The sequence below is a fragment of the Rhodococcus sp. KBS0724 genome (genome assembly GCF_005938745.2).
In the GTDB taxonomy this organism is placed as follows: domain Bacteria; phylum Actinomycetota; class Actinomycetes; order Mycobacteriales; family Mycobacteriaceae; genus Rhodococcus_F.
On the sequence record NZ_VCBX02000001.1, the window covers coordinates 2,034,704 to 2,052,101 of the forward strand.

The following is a 17,398-nucleotide window of genomic DNA, read 5'->3' on the forward strand; positions in this document are numbered from 1 at the left end:
GCGTTCTAGGGAGTGGTCAATGGGTGAGCTCGAGAAGTCCCGTTCGGCGGGACGTCAGTCTCCACCCACCGAACGCGTCGTGCAGGTTCTCGACTACCTGGTGGCGCGCCCCGACCAGCGTTTCGGGTTGTCCGAACTTGCCAGAACACTCGAGATCAGTAAGCCGACCGCGCTGGGAATCCTGACGGTGTTGGCGGACCGCGGGTATCTCACGCGGGACGACGCAGTGAAAACGTATGGTCTGGGGCCGGCACTGATTGCGGCGGGCCGGGCGGCTCAGCGAGGATTCGCTGTCGGGCCTATTGCCCGCGCTCATCTCGAGAAGCTGAGCGCCGAATTCGATACGACGTGCACGGCGTCGGCGGTAGTCGGTGATCGGATCAGTGTTCTCGAAGTCACCGGGCCGGAAGGCATACGGAAAGCGGCGAGGGTCGGTCAGGTGTATCCGTTCGCTCCGCCGGTCGGATTGATGTACGTGCTCTGGGGAAGTGATCACGATCTCGAGAGTTGGCTGGCGCGAGAACCGAGCCTGCCGGTGCGTCTCGATCGGGATCGGTTGTGGACCGTGGTGCGCGACTGTCGCGACTCCGGGTATCTCGTCGAGAGTCTCGATCCGATCGGTCAGCGCCTGCACACGTTGATGGCCGGTGTTGTGACACATGATCTTCCGTCCGAGGTGCGGGAGTTGCTCGGCGAAATGGTGTCGAGTCTGGGGGAGCGGGTGTATCTCGGGCGCGACATCAGTTCGGATGAGGAGCATCCCGTGTCGTTGATTGCGGCTCCCACCTACGACGCCGAAGGTCATCAGGCGTTGGTGTTGACGCTGTACGTGGGCGGCTCGGTCACGGGCTCCGAGATCGAGCGACGCGCTACGGCATTGGTGGCCGCTGCCGATGCCGTAACTGCTGAGGTGGGCGGACGGGCTCCGGTTCGCAGTCATTGACCTCTAGGTAGAACGAGTTCTATTCTGTGAGTGCGTTCGTTCTCGAACCAGTCCGGTACAAAAATGTACCGACGCCGAGTAGGAGCTGAAGCGATGTCCGCACTCCAGGCCCCACCCGCCTATGAACTGTCCCATCTACGGGCGCTCGAGGCCGAGGCCGTCCATGTCTTCCGGGAAGTTGCCGCGACTTTCGAAAAGCCGGTACTCCTGTTCTCCGGCGGCAAGGATTCCGTGGTGATGCTCCACGTCGCGGCCAAGGCCTTCTGGCCGGCACCGTTGCCGTTTGCCGTCATGCATGTCGACACCGGCCACAACTTCGACGAAGTGATCGAGTTTCGTGATCGAACCGTGGAGCGGTTCGGCTTGCGAATGGTGGTTGCCAGCGTGCAGGACGATATCGATGCAGGCCGTGTCTCGGAGGAGACCGGCGTCGGGGCGAGTCGTAACCGCCTGCAAACTCACGCACTTCTCCGCGGAATTCGGGACGGAAAGTTCGACGCCGTATTCGGGGGAGCGCGCCGGGACGAAGAGAAGGCGAGAGCAAAAGAACGAGTCTTCAGTTTCCGGGACGAATTCGGCCAATGGGATCCCAAGATGCAGCGACCGGAACTGTGGAACCTGTACAACGGCAAACACCGTAAGGGCGAACACATTCGGATCTTCCCGCTCTCCAACTGGACCGAACTCGACATCTGGCAGTACATCGAAAGCGAAATGATCGACCTTCCCGGCATCTACTATGCCCATCGGCGTGAGGTGGTGCCGCGCGACGGAATGCTGTTGGCGCGCACACGGTTCCTCGAACTGCAGCCGGGAGAAGAATCTTACGAAGCGCTGGTGCGGTTCCGTACCGTCGGCGACGCCACCTGCACCGGTTGTGTGGAGTCGTCTGCCGAAACGGTCGCCGCCGTCGTAGAAGAAGTAGCCGCGAGCCGGATCACCGAGCGCGGAGCCACCCGTGCCGACGACCGAATCTCCGAGGCGGGCATGGAAGATCGAAAGAAAGAGGGGTACTTCTGATGCCGCAACTCCTCCGAGTCGCGACCGCGGGCAGTGTCGACGACGGAAAGTCGACGCTCATCGGCCGATTGCTCTACGACTCCAAATCGATCTTCGAAGATCAACTCGAAGCCGTCGAGCGCAGCAGTCGTGAACGCGGCGACGAGTACGCCAACCTCGCATTGCTCACCGACGGGTTGCGGGCCGAGCGTGAGCAGGGCATCACAATCGATGTGGCGCACCGATACTTTGCCACTCCGCATCGCAAGTTCATCATCGCGGACACACCCGGGCACGAGCAGTACACCCGCAACATGGTGACCGGTGCGTCGACGGCCGACCTCGCCCTCATCCTGGTCGACGCACGCAAAGGTGTGCTCGAACAAACGCGTCGGCATGCCTTCCTGTCAACACTTCTCGGGATTCCTCACCTCGTTCTGTGCGTGAACAAGATGGACCTGGTGGGCTGGTCGCAGGATCGGTTCGAGGAAATCAAGGAAGAGTTTCGGCAGTTTGCCATCAAGCTCGATGTTCACGATCTGTCCTTCATTCCCGTATCGGCGCTGTTGGGGGACAACATCGTTGCACGCACCGAGAACATGTCCTGGTACGACGGCCCGTCGCTGCTGCACCATCTCGAGCAGGTGCACATCGCGTCGGATCGCAATCTCATCGATGCGCGATTCCCGGTGCAGTACGTCATCCGTCCGCAGCAGCAAACCGACGCAGACCTTCATGACTTCCGCGGATACGCCGGGACAGTCGCCAGTGGAGTCTTCAAACCCGGCGACGAAGTAGTTGTTCTCCCTTCAGGTTTCACGTCGACGGTAAAGGCTGTTCACGGACCGGGCGGAACTGCGATCGCGGAAGCATTCGCGTCGTCCGCCGTGTGCATCGAACTGAGCGAGCACCTCGACGTCAGTCGCGGAGATCAATTGTGCCGGATCAACAACCGGCCGCAGGTGGGTCAAGAGATCGACGCGATGATCTGTTGGCTCACCGACCAATCGACATTGTCCGAGAACAACCGGTACTCGTTGCTGCACACCACGCGCTCGACCAAGGCGCAAATTGTGCGCCTCGACTACCGTCTCGATGTCAATACACTGCACCGCGACGAAAACGCGGAGGCGCTCTCTCTCAACGAAATCGGGCGCATCGCGATCAAGACGCAGCAGCCGTTGATGTTCGATCCCTACCGTCGCAATCGTGTCACCGGCAGCTTCATTCTGGTGGACGAGACCACCGGAAATACCGTCGCCGCTGGAATGATCAACGGACCGACACTCAAGGATTCCCACGTCGTCTGGCACAGTTCCGAAGTCTCGCGGGAAGAGCGCGCGACCGCAGGCGCCACCGTGTGGCTCACCGGGCTCTCGGCCTCCGGTAAATCCACGATCGCAGTGGAACTTGAACGCAGACTTGTCGCTGCAGGAACTCCGGCCTACCGGCTGGACGGCGACAACCTGAGGCACGGACTCAATGCCGATTTGGGATTCAGCGCCGAGGACCGGGCTGAGAATGTGCGACGAGTTGGCTCGGTGGCGCAGTTGTTCGCCGATTCCGGCGCAGTAGCCGTGGCCTGCCTGATCAGTCCGTACCGTCAGGATCGAGACCGCGTCCGCGCTGCTCACGAAGCGGCAGGACTGCGCTTTATCGAGGTGTACGTGGACACCCCGATCGAGCAGTGTGAAGCCCGCGATCCCAAAGGCATGTACGCCAAGGCCAGAGCCGGGGAAATCAAGGGCTTCACCGGAGTCGACGATCCCTACGAGGCTCCCGAACACGCCGAACTGGTAATTCGACCCGAAGACGGAACGCCTGCCGAACTGGCGCAGCGGATTATGGAAGTCTTGGCCAGGTGAGCGAACCTACGCACAGCCGAACTGCAGACGCCGAATTGGCGGCCGAACTGGCGGAAGCGGCCGGAGCGATTCTTCTCGGTATTCGGGCCGAGGGACTCGGTGTCAGCGATGGTAGGGAATTGGGCCGGCGCGGGGACAAGGCAGCCGACGTCTACATCCTCGAGCAGCTGGCCAAGACCCGTCCCGGTGACGCCGTCCTGTCCGAAGAGTCCGCCGACGATCGCACCAGACTCGAAGCATCTCGGGTGTGGATCATCGACCCTCTCGACGGATCCAAGGAATACGGAATGCCTGATCGTTCAGACTGGGCTGTACACGTTGCGCTCTGGGAGCGGGGACATGGCATCACTGCGGCGGCGGTGTCGCAACCGGCGCTCGGACAGGTCTACTCGAGTAACGATGCCGCGTTGGATGTACCGGCAAACCACCCGCTTCGCATCGTTGTCAGTGGTTCTCGTCCGCCGGCATTCACGGACGGCGTGGCAGCTGAACTCGATGCCGACGTCCTCTATATGGGATCGGCCGGAGCGAAGGCGATGGCCGTCGTACGCGGTGACGTCGACGCCTACCTGCATGCCGGTGGGCAGTGGGAATGGGATTCGGCCGCGCCCGTCGGAGTTGCCCAGGCGGCTGGATTGCACTGCAGCCGCATCGACGGTTCGCCGTTGTCGTACAACGAATCCCATCCGTATCTGCCCGACCTCGTGATCTGCCGACCCGAATTGGCCGAGTCGATCCTGCGCGCAATTGCCACGCACTCGGACGTGGTTGCCGTCAGTGGACGCGTCGCCATGGCGCGTGAGTACGTGAATGCGTTGCTCACCCACGACGCAACGAAGGTGCGTTTTGCGGCCGACGCGTGGCGCGTCGAGAACGGTCAACGGACCGGCGACACGGGCGCTTTCATCAGCAACGAACTCGAACAGGGGCAGCAGTACCGCGGAATCGTCGCGATACGTGAACTTGCACTGCGTGAGTGGGGCGAGAGCGTTGTGGCGCGGTACCTGCTGGACCTCGGAACGCCAGGACAACAACCGGCTACCACCGTGTTTGTCACCGAGTACTTCGCGATACCGGCCGGCGAGATCGAGAGCATCATGGCAATTATCGAACCCCACCCGAAAGAGGCTGACACACAATGACACCCGATACGTTGGTGACCGAATTCTGCAAAGAGTGGGCCGACGCGGACATCGCGAAAATCGTCGACTACTTCACCGATGACATCGTCTACCACAACATTCCGATGGAACCCGTGGTCGGGCGCGAGGCCGTCCGGGCGTTCATCGAGCAGTTTGTCGGCGCCTTCGGCAACATCGACTATCAGGTCAAACGTCAGGTTGCGAACGGCTCTGTGGTCATGAACGAGCGCGTCGACGTCTTCGCCATCAACGGCGCGGAGGTGGCGCTACCGGTCATGGGTGTGTTCGAAATCCGTGACGGGAAGATCAGCGCCTGGCGCGACTACTTCGACATGGCGCCGATCACGGCGGCAGCCGGCCAGGGCTGACAGTTCGTTACGTCAGAATCGCGTGTGGGTAGTCTGCCGAACGGTGCTGGAATCGGGTGATGGCCGGATTCACGATGACGCCGTCACGGATTTCGATTGCCCGCTCCAGGGTCTCGTCTGCTTTCCACGCCGTTTCTCCTGCCATGACGGCAGGCAGGTAGGGGAGAAGTGACTCGCTGATCTCCCACGACGCGGAGTTCCACAGGTACGACGGGCTGTGATCGACGCCGTAGTACGTGATGTTGTCGCCGACGATGAAGGTCGGCTCCGCGAACGAGGTCGGCCGAGCCCAACTGAAGCCCATTCCTTCGTCGCATGACACGTCGACGATGAGGCTCCCGGGTTGGAAGTCCACGAGGTCTTCCTCGGTGAGGAACGTCAGTGGTGTATCCGTGTTCTGCAGTACGCAATTGACGACGATGTCGTGCTCGGCGAGGAAGCCCGGAACCGGAACGCTGTGATTGTCGAGCATCACGTGGCTGCCGCGGACATCGCCGTTGTTGTTGTCGAACGAGACCATGCGTGCCGAGTGGATGGGAGAGCTGACGGCAGTGACTCCACGTTGGGTGAGCACGTCGACTTCATGGATACCGTGCGCCTTGAGGGCGGTGACGGCGCCGCGGGCCGTGGCCCCGAAACCGATGACGGCAGCGGTGAGGCGACGCCCGTAGTCGCCGGTGGAACCGATCAATTGCAAGGCATGGAGGACCGAGCAGTAGCCTGCCAGCTCGTTGTTTTTGTGGAACACATGCAAATTGAAGGATCCGTCACTGTGCCAGTGGTTCATGGCTTCGAAAGCGATGAGGGTCAGTTTCTTGTCGATCGCGATCTGGGTCAGCTCGGTGTCCTGGACGCAGTGCGGCCAACCCCAGAGGACCTGGCCGGTGCGGAGTTCGGCGAGGTCACGCACCAGTGGTTTCGGAAGGAGGACCACATCGGTTTCTGCCAAAATCTGCTTCCGAGTGCGGATTCCGGCGACCATACCCGAGAGGAAATCGTCCGAGTATCCGAAGGCATGGCCGTAGCCCTCTTCGAGGTAGATGCGCGAGCGAAGTTCAGCGTCGATCCGATCGAAATGGGCAGGGTGGATCGGCAACCGGCGTTCTGCCGGTTTGCTCGAGTGTCCGATGACTCCAAGGGTGCGTGCGTTGTTCAATTGTGTATCTCTCGATAGGAGCAGGTAGAGATGTCAGGCAGGAGCCTGAAGGAAGTGCAGAAGCCGCAGGAACGCTGGCAGAATGCCTGGACCAGGAGCGTTGGACGCGTGCTGGGTGCGCTGCTGTCGATCGCCGACGGCATCAGAAAAGCGCGTCGGTACGAGGTCAGTCTAGCCGGGGCTGTTCATTGCCCGGGGGTTGGGCGTGCGAGGGTACGTTCGCGGGTGTAAAAGCTACTGCTCGCGCAGGTGTGAATTCAGCACGGACAGTTGAATTTTGCTGGCATCCGCGTGGACTTCGCGCCCTTTGTCGGTGATGTCGATGAAGACTCCGCGTCGGTCGGCTTCGCACAGCGCGCGCTGAACGAGACCGGCTTTCTCCAAACGCGCAACGCTGCGGGAGAGTGCGCTCGGGCTCAGGTACATCTCCGAAGCCAGATCGTGCATGCGTGGACGGTCGCACGTGGTGTCCATCAAGCGGTCGAGAGCTTCGAAATCGCTCATGCTCAAACCGTGGGCCGATTGCATCTGTCGATCGAGTTCGCACGCAATGTCGTTGTAGCTGCTCGACAGCGAGCGCCACGTGCTGCGTAGTTCGGATTCCGACGTCACGACCGCATTCTAGTTGAAGACACTATTACTTGCAACTGCATTAAATGCTTGTGCATTAAGTGCATGTGCATCTATTCTCGCTGACGTGACTTGCACAGACTCGACACTGAAACCATTCGATTCGCCGGAAACCCCGGCTTCCACGGAATTCACGGCTTCTGCGGAATTCACGGACCCGGCCGCAGGGGAGGGTTGGTCCCTCAAGCTGTGGGGCATCCTTGCGGTGCTCTGCCTCGTGTTGTTCCTCGACGGCCTCGATGTGTCGATGGTGGGCGTCGCTCTACCGTCCATCGGCAATGAACTGGGCCTGTCCACTACCTCGCTGCAGTGGATCATCAACGGTTACGTCCTCGGATTCGGCGGACTGCTGCTCCTGGGCGGGCGCACAGCCGACCTCCTCGGACGTCGGAAAGTCTTCCTGATCGCACTCGCCGTGTTCGCGATCGCCTCGCTGGTCGGTGGACTTGTCGACAACGGAACACTGCTGATCGCATCACGATTCGTGAAGGGACTGGCTGCGGCATTCACGGCTCCGACCGCGATGTCCATCCTCACCACGACGTTCAAGGAAGGTCCGGCCCGCAACCGTGCGCTATCCGTGTTCTCGGTGTTCGGTGCCAGTGGTTACTCGTCCGGCCTGATTCTCGGTGGGCTGTTGACCAGCGCCGGTTGGCGATTCACGTTCCTGATGCCGGTTCCGTTTGCCGTCATCGCACTGATCGGTGGGTACTTCCTCATTCCGCGGGACCGTCCCGCGGACAACGGGGGACACGACCTGGTCGGTGCCGTCACTCTGGTGACGGGAATGCTGCTCACGGTCTACACGATGGTCTCGGCACCGGCCCGTGGTTGGGCGCACCCGATGACGCTGGGATCGTTTGCCGTGGCAGCGGTGTTGTTGGCGACGTTCTTCTTCGTGGAGAAGAAGGTGGCGCATCCGCTTGTACGCCTTGGACTTCTGCGCGTCGGAACCATCGTTCGTGCGAATCTGGCCATCATCGCGCTCTTCGGGTCCTACCTGAGCTTCCAGTTCATGATGACGATCTTCCTGCAGTCCGCCCTCGGCTGGTCGCCCCTGAAGATGGCGATGGCCCTGCTTCCGGCCGGCATCATCGTCGCCTTCGGGTCACCGTTTGTCGGACGATTGGTCGACCTGTACGGCAGTGCCAAGCTCATCATCGCCGCACTGACGTCGCTGAGCGTCGGGTACCTCTGGTTCCTGTTTGCCGGGAGTGATTCACCGTCGTACGTCGTGGCGATCCTGCCGAGCGTCATCCTGCTCGGACTCGGATTTGCGTTGGGCTACACCTCGATCATGGCTCAGGCCACCTCCGGCGTCGACGATTCGGAGCAAGGTCTGGCCTCCGGTCTGGTGAACACATCGGCTCAGGTCGGTGCGGCCCTGGTGCTTGCCCTGACTACTGCCCTGGTGACCGCCGGATCGCATACCGCGACCGGTGCCGGAACCGCTGGGTTCGAGCAGTTCCATCCCGGACTGATCCTGGTCACCGGCGTAGCGCTGGTGGGCTTGGCCATCACCGTCTCGCCGCTGGTGCGTGGAAGATCGGCGCGTGGAGGGAGCGCCGAAGCAGAGGACGAGTTGACACCCGTCCCCTCGACGACAACCGTCTGACCGGAACGCAAAAAAGTTCAGCCGCGCAGGAATTCCTGCGCGGCTGAACTGGTGTCGTTTGTGACTACCGTGAAGCGGACCCAACAGCGCTAACGCGAAGCGGACCCAAGAGCACTGTCGAAGTCTGCAGTGCTCGCCTGCGAACCGAGGACCAGGGCCAGGCGTACCAACAGGCCTTCACGATCAGCCGGGTCGGCCTGATCGAGTGCGTTGGAGAGTTCCAACCACACGTGCTCACGGCGGGCTTCGTCGCTGTTCCCTACAGCGGTCACCGTTGCGGCCGCGTCGAAGTGCGTCGGCGCGGTGCCCGCGGTGAGGTGCTTGGTTACATCGCCCAACTGCGCGGGATCGTTGATCCGGCACAGCACCAAGCCGTCGGGGCGGATCACGAAGATCTCGCCGACGCGTGCGCCGAGGGCAGACGCGAGGTCACCGCGAGCATCGTCGATCGTGGCGTCGGTACCGCCCACCGTGATCACCCGCACGGTTTCCGGTGCAAGTGCGCGGGCAAGAGCGTCGGCTTGCGTGTCGAGTTCGGATACCAGTTTGGCCGGCAAACCGAAGGCCAGAAGTCCGAATCCCGTTCCGCGCAGACGATTCAATGAGGTTGTCGAACCGTCCGCCGAGACCTCGACGATCCTGTCTTCGAGCGGATCGCCGGGCAGCACGCCTTCGGTGCCGGGCGCGGTGGGCCACGTCAGCGGCGACAGGTGGGCGTGCGTTGCGCTGGACTGGCGCGGATTGATCAGGTGCGCGAATTCGCCTCGGGTGGTGGCAAGTTCGAGCACGGCGTCACGGGTGGTTCGGTGTCCGTGGCTGCCCGGGGACATAATGAGCGTCGACTTGCCTGCATTGTCGACGTTCTGCTGCCACGCGCTGCGACGTTCCGTCGAATACGCGTCGAGGATGGCGGTATCGGATGCTCCGTTGATGACGGAGGCCAGCTGCCACACCAGTGTTTCGGCGTCTTCCATGCCGGAGTTGAGGCCACGAACACCGAAGATCGGAACGAGATGCGCTGCGTCGCCGGCAAACAAGACGCGGCCGTGAGTGAAATCCTCGAGGGCCAGTGCATGAGCGCGGTAGAAGCCGAACCACTCGAGCGTCCACGGGATGTCGCTCTGCAGCCATTCGAGGTGGCGCGTGATGCGGTCACGGATGCGATCTTCCTGCGTCTCGGCTTCGGGATCGTCCGACGCGTCGAGTTGGTAGTCGATGCGCCAGATGTCACGCGGCTGGCGGTGCATGATGATCGTGGAACCCGGGTTGCTCGGCGCGTCGAACCACACCAGGCGCTCGGCCGGGAGTTCCGATTCCCAGTGGATATCCGCGATGACGTAGTTGCCCTCGTAGCTGTTGCCCTGCAGGCGGATTCCGCTGAGTTCGCGCATCTTGCTGCGGCCACCGTCAGCGGCAACGACCCAGGCGGCACGCAGTTCGCGAGTTCCGAATGCGGTGTCGACGGTCAAGGTCACCTCGTCGTCGGCGGCTGTGATGCCCGCGATCGACGATGACCAGTGGAAGTTCACCAGGGGGTGAGCGAGCAGCTTGTCGGTCATGATCTGCTCGAACTCGGACTGCGAGACGTTGACCATGGGACCGCGTGCGTCATGATCGGCGGACGCCATGCGGAAGTGCAGTACTTCCTGATCGCGATAGTAGCTGCGGCCACCCACCCACGGCAGAACGATGTCTTCGAGTTCGGCGCCGAAGCCGAGACGCTCGGCAACTTCGAGGCTGTGGCGGGAGACGCAGATCGCACGGCTGCCGAACGAGACCTGATCTGCCGCTTCGAGAATTGTGACGGGAATGCCGCGCTGGGCCAAGCCCATGGCAACGCCCATACCGACGGGGCCGGCGCCGACGATCACCACCGGAAGCGCATCAGCTGACGGAGCCAGGGACGCAAAATCCTCGGGAGCGTACTTTTTCGGATGAAAGTAGGTCGACATGATCACGAGGCTTTCTGTGCGGCAGAAGGTTCAGGGAGCAGCAGGATCGAGACGAGGCTGATCACGGCGATTCCCACGAAGTAGACGGTGATGGCAAGTGAGGTGCCGAAACCGGCAAAGAGTGCGGTGGCGATCATCGGGGCCAGGCCGCCGCCGAGGATGGCGCCGATCTGGTAACCGAGCGACGCGCCGCTGTAGCGGATGTGAGCGGGGAACAGTTCGGCGAACAGCGCGGACTGTGGGCCGGCGCAGCAACCGAGGGTGAAGCCCAGGCCGATCATGGCAAACAGCATCGCCGGAATGATCGCGGTGTCCATGAGCGGGAAGAACGCTGCCGCGGCGACTACCAACGCGATGGAGCTACGGATGTAGACGGTTCGGCGGCCGATCGAGTCGGACTTGTGCGCGCTGAACGCCATTCCGGCCATCCAGAAGGGGCAGGACGCGATGAGCAGGAACAGCATCGTCGTCTTGCTGAATCCGAGTTCCTTCTCGCCGTACTTGAGGACGTACACCATGTACGCGTACGCAATTCCGTTGGTGGCGATGAAGGTTCCGCCGGCGAGTAGCACCGTCTTCCAATGCTTGGTCAGAACCTCGAGGATCGGCAGTGTCTCGGCGGGCGCATCATCCTTGGATGCGGTGAACTCGTCACTTTCCTCGAGCCCAAGTCGAATCCACATTGCTACGCCCACCAGAACTGCGCTGAGCAGGAACGGAATTCGCCAACCCCACGAGTTGAAAGTGCTGTCGTCCATGAAGGCGGCCAGTGGCAGGTACACGAGGTTGGCCATCAGAACACCGGCCGGAACGCCGATCTGCGGCGCTGCGCCGTAAAGGCCCTTTTTGCCTGCGGGTGCATTTTCGGTCGCAACCAGAACTGCTCCACCCCATTCGCCGCCGACGCCGAGTCCCTGGATGAATCGGAACGTCACGAGGAGGATGGGTGCGAAGACGCCGATCGAGTCGTAGTTCGGCAGTAGGCCGATGGCAACGGTCGCGCCGCCCATCAGCAGCAACGACAGCACGAGCATGGACTTGCGTCCGATGCGGTCGCCGAAATGGCCCATCACGATTCCGCCGATGGGACGCGCGATGAAGCCGACCGCGAGTGTCGCGAATGCTGCCAGGGTTCCGGCGAGTTCGGAGGTGCCGGGGAAGAACTGGGTGCCGAGTACGAGCGCCGCAGCGGTGCCGTAGATGAAGAAGTCGTACCACTCGATGGCGGTGCCGACAAAGCTGCCGAGGGCGGCTTTGCGCGCTTTGGCGCTCGCGGCAGCGCGCACCGTATGCGGCGTGGCGGTGGAGGTCATGAATTGCCTTTCGACATGAATATCGCTTGAAGACAGAATGACGCGCGCCACAACACTTGAAAAGCTAAAGAATTGGAGGTTCTTCCACGGAAAAATGATGGAAGGAGAGATTTTCCCTGGTGGGGACGTTATTGCTGATCGTCCCGTTGTGAAACGAATTCTATAAAACTTCGCGCCACTCGGCTCAAGCGTGCGTCCTGGTGCCAGGCGAGAACCACGTCGACGGAAGCAACAGCGGGCGACCCGATCGTTTTGACGACTACTTCGAGCCCCTCGTACGTGATGTCCATCTTCGGGCGTTGCAGTAGGAGCGTCCAGCCGAGGCCGCGCCCGACAAATGCTCGCGCCGTCTCGAAGTTCCCGGTCCGGTAGGCGACGTCGGGGACAAACCCGCCGAGGCGGCACACGTCGAGGGCGTGTTTGGTGCTCGGCGGCGCGTTGAGGAGGACCATCGGAAAGCCGGCGAGATCGGGAAGATGAATGGGGTGCTCGGACTGAGCCAACGGGTGTTCGGCGCCCATCACGATCAGAGGTTCGCGAGTGGTCAACGGAATCGTGCGTAGCTCCGACGAGAGATCCAGGTCGTACGCGATCGCAAGGTCCAACTCACCGTTTTCCAGATGAGTCTGCAGGCGGTTCTGGTTGTCCTCACGAAACTCCACCTGCGTTGCCGGGTACGCGCGTGTGAAGCCGGCGATCATCGACGGCAGAATCGTCGGTCCCAGTGCCGGATAGCATCCGATCGCGATGGGCCCGGAGACGGTGCCTGCAGTTCCGAGTGCGTCGGATTCGAGTTCGTCTGCTTGTTGTAGGAGGGCACGTGCACGCACCAGAACGGATTCGCCGGTGCGCGTGAGCTGAACGCCGAATGATCGACGACGAACGCACAGTTGAACTTTCAGGGCGCGTTCGAGTTCGGTGATGGACGCAGACAGCGCCGAGGGGGAGAGATGCATGAGGTCGGCCGCGGCGGTGATGGTTCCGGTCTCTGCCACCGCCACAAACGCAGCAAGCTGACGCATCGTGTAGGTCGGGGCAGAATCGCGTCGCGGCATGAAGCCAACGGTAGTCGCTGAGAAATGAAGCACTGAGAGATGTGGCACCGGGACGCGCAGGTTGTAGAAAAACCTGCGCTGTCGTGGTGCCCCCGGCAGGATTCGAACCTGCGGCCTTTCGCTCCGGAGGCGAACGCTCTATCCCCTGAGCTACGGGGGCGCACCGATAGAAACCGGTGTGCCGACTTGGGCTGCGTTAGCGTAGCGCATCACACCCGCCTGTGGTCAAACCGGCCCCATGTAAGGGTGAGTCGAGTGCCGGTAACTAAGACATCCGTGCGATTTCCCCCTAGGCTCGCCTCTGGGCACAGGTTCGGGCGGACCGCTCGGGCACCCTCGTGAAGTACGGGAGTCGACGATGACCGATCACCAGTATTCCGACGACGATCTTGCGCTGGACCTGCAGTGGTGGGCGGCCGCGAACTATCTGACCGTCGCGCAGATCTACCTCAAGGACAACACTCTGCTGCGAGAACCGTTGCAAGCGAAGCACATCAAACCTCGACTGCTCGGGCACTGGGGAACCAGTCCGGGCTTGTCGATGATCTACACGTTGCTGAACCGGCACATCGTTTCCACCGACGCGGATTGGCTGTACGTGACGGGGCCAGGACACGGCGGGCCGGCGTTGGTCGCGTCGACGTACCTGGAGGGTACGTACTCGGAGATCTACCCCGACGTTCCGGCGGACGGCGAGGGCATTCATCGGATGTGCCGACGGTTCTCGGCTCCGGGCGGCGTGCCAAGTCACGTCAGCGTGCAGACGCCCGGCAGTATCCACGAAGGCGGCGAACTCGGATACGCACTCGCGCACGCGGCCGGTGCCGCGTTCGACCATCCGGACCTGCTGGTGGCGTGTGTCATCGGTGACGGCGAGGCGGAAACGGGACCGTTGTCGGGATCGTGGAAACTCCCGGCTTTCCTCAATCCGCGTCGCGACGGAGCGGTGTTGCCGATCCTGCACGTCAACGGCGCCAAGATCGCGGGACCGACGGTGTACGGGCGCAGCAGCGACGAGGACGTCAAGGCGTTTCTCAGCGGTCAGGGATGGGATCCCGTTGTGGTGAGCGGAGACGATCCCGGTACGGTCTTCCCGGAACTGTACCGAGCAATAGTCAACGCTCACAACATGATCCGCGACAGGCAGGCGAAGGCACGCGCCGGCGAGGAGTGGTCAGGCAAGTGGCCGGCGATTGTCCTGCGCACACCAAAGGGGTGGACCGGGCCGCACACGGTGGACGGAAAATTGGTGGAAGGCACCCACTGGGCGCATCAGGTGCCGCTCTCGGGAGTGCGCACCAACGAAGCGCATCTGCGCCAACTCGAAGAGTGGATGCGCTCCTACCGTCCGGACGAGTTGTTCGACGCAGACGGATCATTGCGCGAAGATCTGGCCGCGCTCGCCCCCGTCGGCGACAAGCGGATGGGCAGCACGCCGTACGCCAACGGCGGACGACTACGCGTCGACCTTCCCGTTCCGGCACTCGAGAAGTACGCACTCCCCATCGAATCTCCCGGTTCGACCTTCCACGAGACCACCAGAGTGCTCGGAGAACTGCTCCGAGACATCTACGCCGCCACCGAGACCGACGACGGCGGCGGAATCTTCCGGCTCTTCTGCCCGGACGAGACGTCGAGCAACCGACTCGGCGCTGTCTTCGAGACAACCGAGCGCTGCTGGCAATTGCCGATCACCGAATTCGACGACGGACTCTCCCCAGACGGCCGGGTTATGGAAGTGCTCAGTGAGCACCTGTGCGAGGGGTGGCTCGAAGGCTATTTGCTCTCCGGCCGGCATGGAATGTTCGCCAGCTACGAAGCTTTTGCGATGGTGAGCGTCTCGATGCTCATCCAGCATGCCAAGTGGCTTCAACACGCCGTGGAACTGCCGTGGCGCGCCCCGGTGGCATCACTGAACGTGCTGCTCACCAGCACGTGTTGGCGTAACGATCACAACGGTTTCAGTCATCAGGGGCCGGGGATGATCGACGCGGTGATTCCCTTGGCGCCCAGCGTGATCCGAGTGTGGTTGCCGCCGGATTCCAATACGCTGCTGTCGATTTCGGATCATTGCCTGCGCAGCACCGATCACGTGAATCTGATCGTCGTCGACAAACAGCCGCACCTGCAGTACCTCACGCTCGAGCAGGCGCACGCTCACTGCGCCGCCGGCGCTTCGGTGTGGGATTGGGCGGGAACGGAGATTCACGGCGAAGAACCCGATGTTGTACTCGCCGCAGCGGGAGATGTTCCGACACAGGAAATTCTTGCCGCAGCCCAATTGCTCCGAGAGCACACGCCGGACCTGCGAGTGCGGGTTGTCAACGTCGTCGATCTCATGGCACTGCTGACGCCGACCGAGCACCCGCACGGATTCGGTGAGCGGATCTTCCTCGATCTGTTCACCGCGCAGACCGACGTCGTATTTGCCTTCCACGGATACTCCCGCGCAATTCACGAACTCATGCACGGGCGGCCGTCGCCGGAGCGGTTCCACGTTCGCGGATTCAGCGAACAGGGAACCACCACAACACCCTTCGACATGGTCGTGCTCAACAAGATGAGCCGCTACCACCTGGTGATCGAGGCACTACGACGCTCGAAGCGGCGGACGGCCGGATCCCCGGAACTGGCAGAGTTCTGCCGGGCCCAGCTGGAAAAGCATTCCCGCTACATCGTCGAACACCTCGAAGACATGCCGGAAGTAGAAAACTGGACCTGGTCCTGAAGTAATTTTCAGGACCAGGCCCAGTTCGGGTCTGCAAGAAATGCCAGGTTAATTCATCGGCAGGGGAGCGGCTCCACGCGCGGCCAGCATGTTGGTCATCAGCGTGGACTCGCTCTGCTGCGTGTCGACCATGGTCTGGGCCAGGGAGCGCACGGGGCCCTCGGTGGCGTCGGCCGCGGCGTACTCCATCATCGGGAGTCCGCCCTCGTGGTGGCGCAACATCAGCTGCAGGAACAGAACGTCGAGCTCAGTGCCAGACGCGGCGCGCAGTGCGGCCAGATCCTCGGGAGACGCCATGCCAGGCATGGTGTCGACCGGGCCCGAATGATCCATGGTCATCGTCGACGACGTGCCGTGTGATCCGTGTCCGGACATCGAATCGGACGACATCCACTCCATGTACGGGCCGACCTTGCTGAGCGGTTGATCCCACATCGTCAACCAGGCCTGCATCTGGCCGAGCTGATTCTGCTGTGTGGTCAAGATGTCGTAGGCCAGCGTGCGCACGTCGTTGTCCGTGGACTTCGTCAGCGCGATGGAGGCCATGTCGACCGCCTGGCTGTGATGCACGCTCATGTCCTGCGCAAAGCCCACATCGACGGAGTCCGATGCCGGGACGGTCAATGAAGACTCCGCGTCGGGGCTCAACAGATTGGTGAGCGCACCGAGGGCAAAGCCGATGGCGATAGCGCCGATCAGCCCGATGATCAGCAGCGCAGTGCGCTGACTGGGCTTCGACGGCTGGTCGGTGTCCGGCACGTTATCCACCCGCGGGAATCTGCTCGTCGGTAGCTGCAACCGTGCCTGAGCCGTCCATCGGAACGGCGTCGGGACCCGGAGCGGTGGGATCGAACGGCGACGTTTCCGGACTGAACAGCGGGTTGGAGCAGCTCGCGCCGACCTCGGGGTAGGTGTTCGGGTTCTGGTTCAGCGCGGTGATGAACTGGTCGATGCGCTCGTCGTCGGCGTTGTCGACCTCGAGGCGATGGCCCCACGACTGGAGCGAGATGGGGCTGCTCTGGCCCGGGTACGGCGACATCAGCATGTAGGACTTGCCGTTGACGCGAGCCGCCAAGCTGTCGATCTGGTCCTGGTCGACAAGATCGGGGTTGTACGTGATCCAGATGGCGCCGTGCTCGAGCGAGTGGACGGCGTTCTCGGTCCGGATCGCGTCGGCGTACACGGTTCCGGTGCAGTTCGCCCACGTGGAATCGTGCGGGCCACCGAACGGCGGGGTCTGGTCGTAAGCCACGCGCTGAGTTGCCTCGACGTGCTGACCGGCGGGGTACTCGATCTTGAGGACACCGTCGATCTTGTCCGACGGATCCTGGTTCTCCGAGCTGTACTTATAGGGCTCGAGCGCCTGCTGCTCCTCCACCTTCGGCCACAAGTTGACGGCGAGTACCGCAATCAGGGCAACCACGACCGCACCGGCGCCGATCGTCAGCCACGGGATCTGGCGAGGGGCGGGAACGCCTCCCTTGCCTTTCTTGGCCGGACGGCCACCCTTGTTGGCAGCCTTGATGGCTTTGGCTGATTTGGCCCCGGATTTGTTCTTGGGACCACGACTATCCGAACCGCTTGGCATCGATTGGGCTCTTTCGGTGTGTGGGCAAATATGCAGCAGACCCT

Annotated in this window: 14 protein-coding genes and 1 tRNA gene; 7 read left to right on the forward strand and 8 right to left on the reverse strand. The window is 62.2% G+C overall.

Annotation, left to right across the window (positions count from 1 at the left end; genetic code table 11):
• The first annotated feature begins 19 nt into the window (after window positions 1-19).
• The 5 genes from FFI94_RS09405 to FFI94_RS09425 all read left to right on the forward strand — a co-directional run bounded on the left by FFI94_RS09405 (window position 20) and on the right by FFI94_RS09425 (window position 5,317).
• Window positions 20-943: an IclR family transcriptional regulator gene (locus FFI94_RS09405; protein WP_138872730.1), complete on the forward strand. Its 924-nt coding sequence runs from the start codon at window positions 20-22 to the stop codon at window positions 941-943.
• Window positions 944-1,036: 93 nt separating this feature from the next.
• Window positions 1,037-1,963, forward strand: coding sequence for a sulfate adenylyltransferase subunit CysD (gene cysD / locus FFI94_RS09410; RefSeq protein WP_138872731.1), 927 nt, complete (start codon window positions 1,037-1,039; stop codon window positions 1,961-1,963).
• Window positions 1,963-3,807 carry an adenylyl-sulfate kinase gene (gene cysC, locus FFI94_RS09415; RefSeq protein WP_138872732.1) on the forward strand — a complete coding sequence of 615 codons (1,845 nt, stop codon included), beginning with the start codon at window positions 1,963-1,965 and terminating at the stop codon, window positions 3,805-3,807. The genes cysD and cysC overlap by 1 nt, the downstream gene beginning before the upstream one ends.
• A complete protein-coding gene (locus FFI94_RS09420) occupies window positions 3,804-4,949 on the forward strand; it encodes a 3'(2'),5'-bisphosphate nucleotidase CysQ (RefSeq protein ID WP_138872733.1) in 1,146 nt (381 codons plus the stop codon). The genes cysC and FFI94_RS09420 overlap by 4 nt, the downstream gene beginning before the upstream one ends.
• The gene (locus FFI94_RS09425; RefSeq protein ID WP_138872734.1) at window positions 4,946-5,317 is read left to right on the forward strand and encodes a limonene-1,2-epoxide hydrolase family protein; all 372 of its coding nucleotides are present in this window, start codon (window positions 4,946-4,948) and stop codon (window positions 5,315-5,317) included. Before FFI94_RS09420 ends, FFI94_RS09425 begins: the two co-directional genes overlap by 4 nt.
• Before the next feature lie 7 nt (window positions 5,318-5,324).
• On the opposite strand, the gene FFI94_RS09430 is transcribed toward FFI94_RS09425, so the two are convergent.
• Both FFI94_RS09430 and FFI94_RS09435 read right to left on the reverse strand, forming a co-directional pair.
• Entirely contained in the window at window positions 5,325-6,473 is a 1,149-nt protein-coding gene (locus FFI94_RS09430) for a N(5)-(carboxyethyl)ornithine synthase (protein WP_138872735.1), read from the reverse strand.
• A 234-nt stretch (window positions 6,474-6,707) separates the two neighbouring features.
• A complete protein-coding gene (locus tag FFI94_RS09435; RefSeq protein ID WP_138872736.1) occupies window positions 6,708-7,085 on the reverse strand; it encodes a MarR family winged helix-turn-helix transcriptional regulator in 378 nt (125 codons plus the stop codon).
• Between the two features lie 85 nt (window positions 7,086-7,170).
• Here FFI94_RS09435 and FFI94_RS09440 point away from each other — a divergent pair, with 85 nt between their 5' ends.
• A complete protein-coding gene (locus FFI94_RS09440; RefSeq protein WP_138872737.1) occupies window positions 7,171-8,718 on the forward strand; it encodes an MFS transporter in 1,548 nt (515 codons plus the stop codon).
• Between the two features lie 89 nt (window positions 8,719-8,807).
• On the opposite strand, the gene FFI94_RS09445 is transcribed toward FFI94_RS09440, so the two are convergent.
• The 4 genes from FFI94_RS09445 to FFI94_RS09460 all read right to left on the reverse strand — a co-directional run bounded on the left by FFI94_RS09445 (window position 8,808) and on the right by FFI94_RS09460 (window position 13,198).
• Window positions 8,808-10,670, reverse strand: a complete 1,863-nt coding sequence (locus tag FFI94_RS09445; RefSeq protein WP_138872738.1) for an FAD-dependent monooxygenase — start codon at window positions 10,668-10,670, stop codon at window positions 8,808-8,810.
• Window positions 10,671-10,672: 2 nt separating this feature from the next.
• Entirely contained in the window at window positions 10,673-11,983 is a 1,311-nt protein-coding gene (locus tag FFI94_RS09450; RefSeq protein WP_138872739.1) for an MFS transporter, read from the reverse strand.
• A 128-nt stretch (window positions 11,984-12,111) separates the two neighbouring features.
• Window positions 12,112-13,038: a LysR substrate-binding domain-containing protein gene (locus FFI94_RS09455; protein WP_138872740.1), complete on the reverse strand. Its 927-nt coding sequence runs from the start codon at window positions 13,036-13,038 to the stop codon at window positions 12,112-12,114.
• Between the two features lie 84 nt (window positions 13,039-13,122).
• Window positions 13,123-13,198 (reverse strand) — tRNA-Arg (locus FFI94_RS09460).
• A gap of 198 nt (window positions 13,199-13,396) precedes the next feature.
• On the opposite strand from FFI94_RS09460, the gene FFI94_RS09465 reads away from it, so the two are divergent.
• Window positions 13,397-15,766 carry a phosphoketolase gene (locus FFI94_RS09465; RefSeq protein WP_138872741.1) on the forward strand — a complete coding sequence of 790 codons (2,370 nt, stop codon included), beginning with the start codon at window positions 13,397-13,399 and terminating at the stop codon, window positions 15,764-15,766.
• A 48-nt stretch (window positions 15,767-15,814) separates the two neighbouring features.
• On the opposite strand, the gene FFI94_RS09470 is transcribed toward FFI94_RS09465, so the two are convergent.
• Both FFI94_RS09470 and FFI94_RS09475 read right to left on the reverse strand, forming a co-directional pair.
• Window positions 15,815-16,534, reverse strand: a complete 720-nt coding sequence (locus FFI94_RS09470) for a DUF305 domain-containing protein (RefSeq protein WP_138872742.1) — start codon at window positions 16,532-16,534, stop codon at window positions 15,815-15,817.
• A complete protein-coding gene (locus FFI94_RS09475) occupies window positions 16,527-17,354 on the reverse strand; it encodes a DUF3105 domain-containing protein (RefSeq protein WP_138872743.1) in 828 nt (275 codons plus the stop codon). Before FFI94_RS09475 ends, FFI94_RS09470 begins: the two co-directional genes overlap by 8 nt.
• Window positions 17,355-17,398 lie beyond the last annotated feature (44 nt).

Excerpts from the sequence above, each read along its gene's own strand:
- FFI94_RS09475 (WP_138872743.1), bottom strand. The coding sequence starts at position 17,354 with ATGCCAAGCGGTTCGGATAGTCGTGGTCCCAAGAACAAATCCGGGGCC.
- FFI94_RS09425 (WP_138872734.1), top strand. The coding sequence starts at position 4,946 with ATGACACCCGATACGTTGGTGACCGAATTCTGCAAAGAGTGGGCCGAC.
- FFI94_RS09405 (WP_138872730.1), top strand. The coding sequence starts at position 20 with ATGGGTGAGCTCGAGAAGTCCCGTTCGGCGGGACGTCAGTCTCCACCC.
- FFI94_RS09450 (WP_138872739.1), bottom strand. The coding sequence starts at position 11,983 with ATGACCTCCACCGCCACGCCGCATACGGTGCGCGCTGCCGCGAGCGCC.
- FFI94_RS09455 (WP_138872740.1), bottom strand. The coding sequence starts at position 13,038 with ATGCCGCGACGCGATTCTGCCCCGACCTACACGATGCGTCAGCTTGCT.
- FFI94_RS09445 (WP_138872738.1), bottom strand. The coding sequence starts at position 10,670 with ATGTCGACCTACTTTCATCCGAAAAAGTACGCTCCCGAGGATTTTGCG.
- cysD (WP_138872731.1), top strand. The coding sequence starts at position 1,037 with ATGTCCGCACTCCAGGCCCCACCCGCCTATGAACTGTCCCATCTACGG.
- FFI94_RS09465 (WP_138872741.1), top strand. The coding sequence starts at position 13,397 with ATGACCGATCACCAGTATTCCGACGACGATCTTGCGCTGGACCTGCAG.
- cysC (WP_138872732.1), top strand. The coding sequence starts at position 1,963 with ATGCCGCAACTCCTCCGAGTCGCGACCGCGGGCAGTGTCGACGACGGA.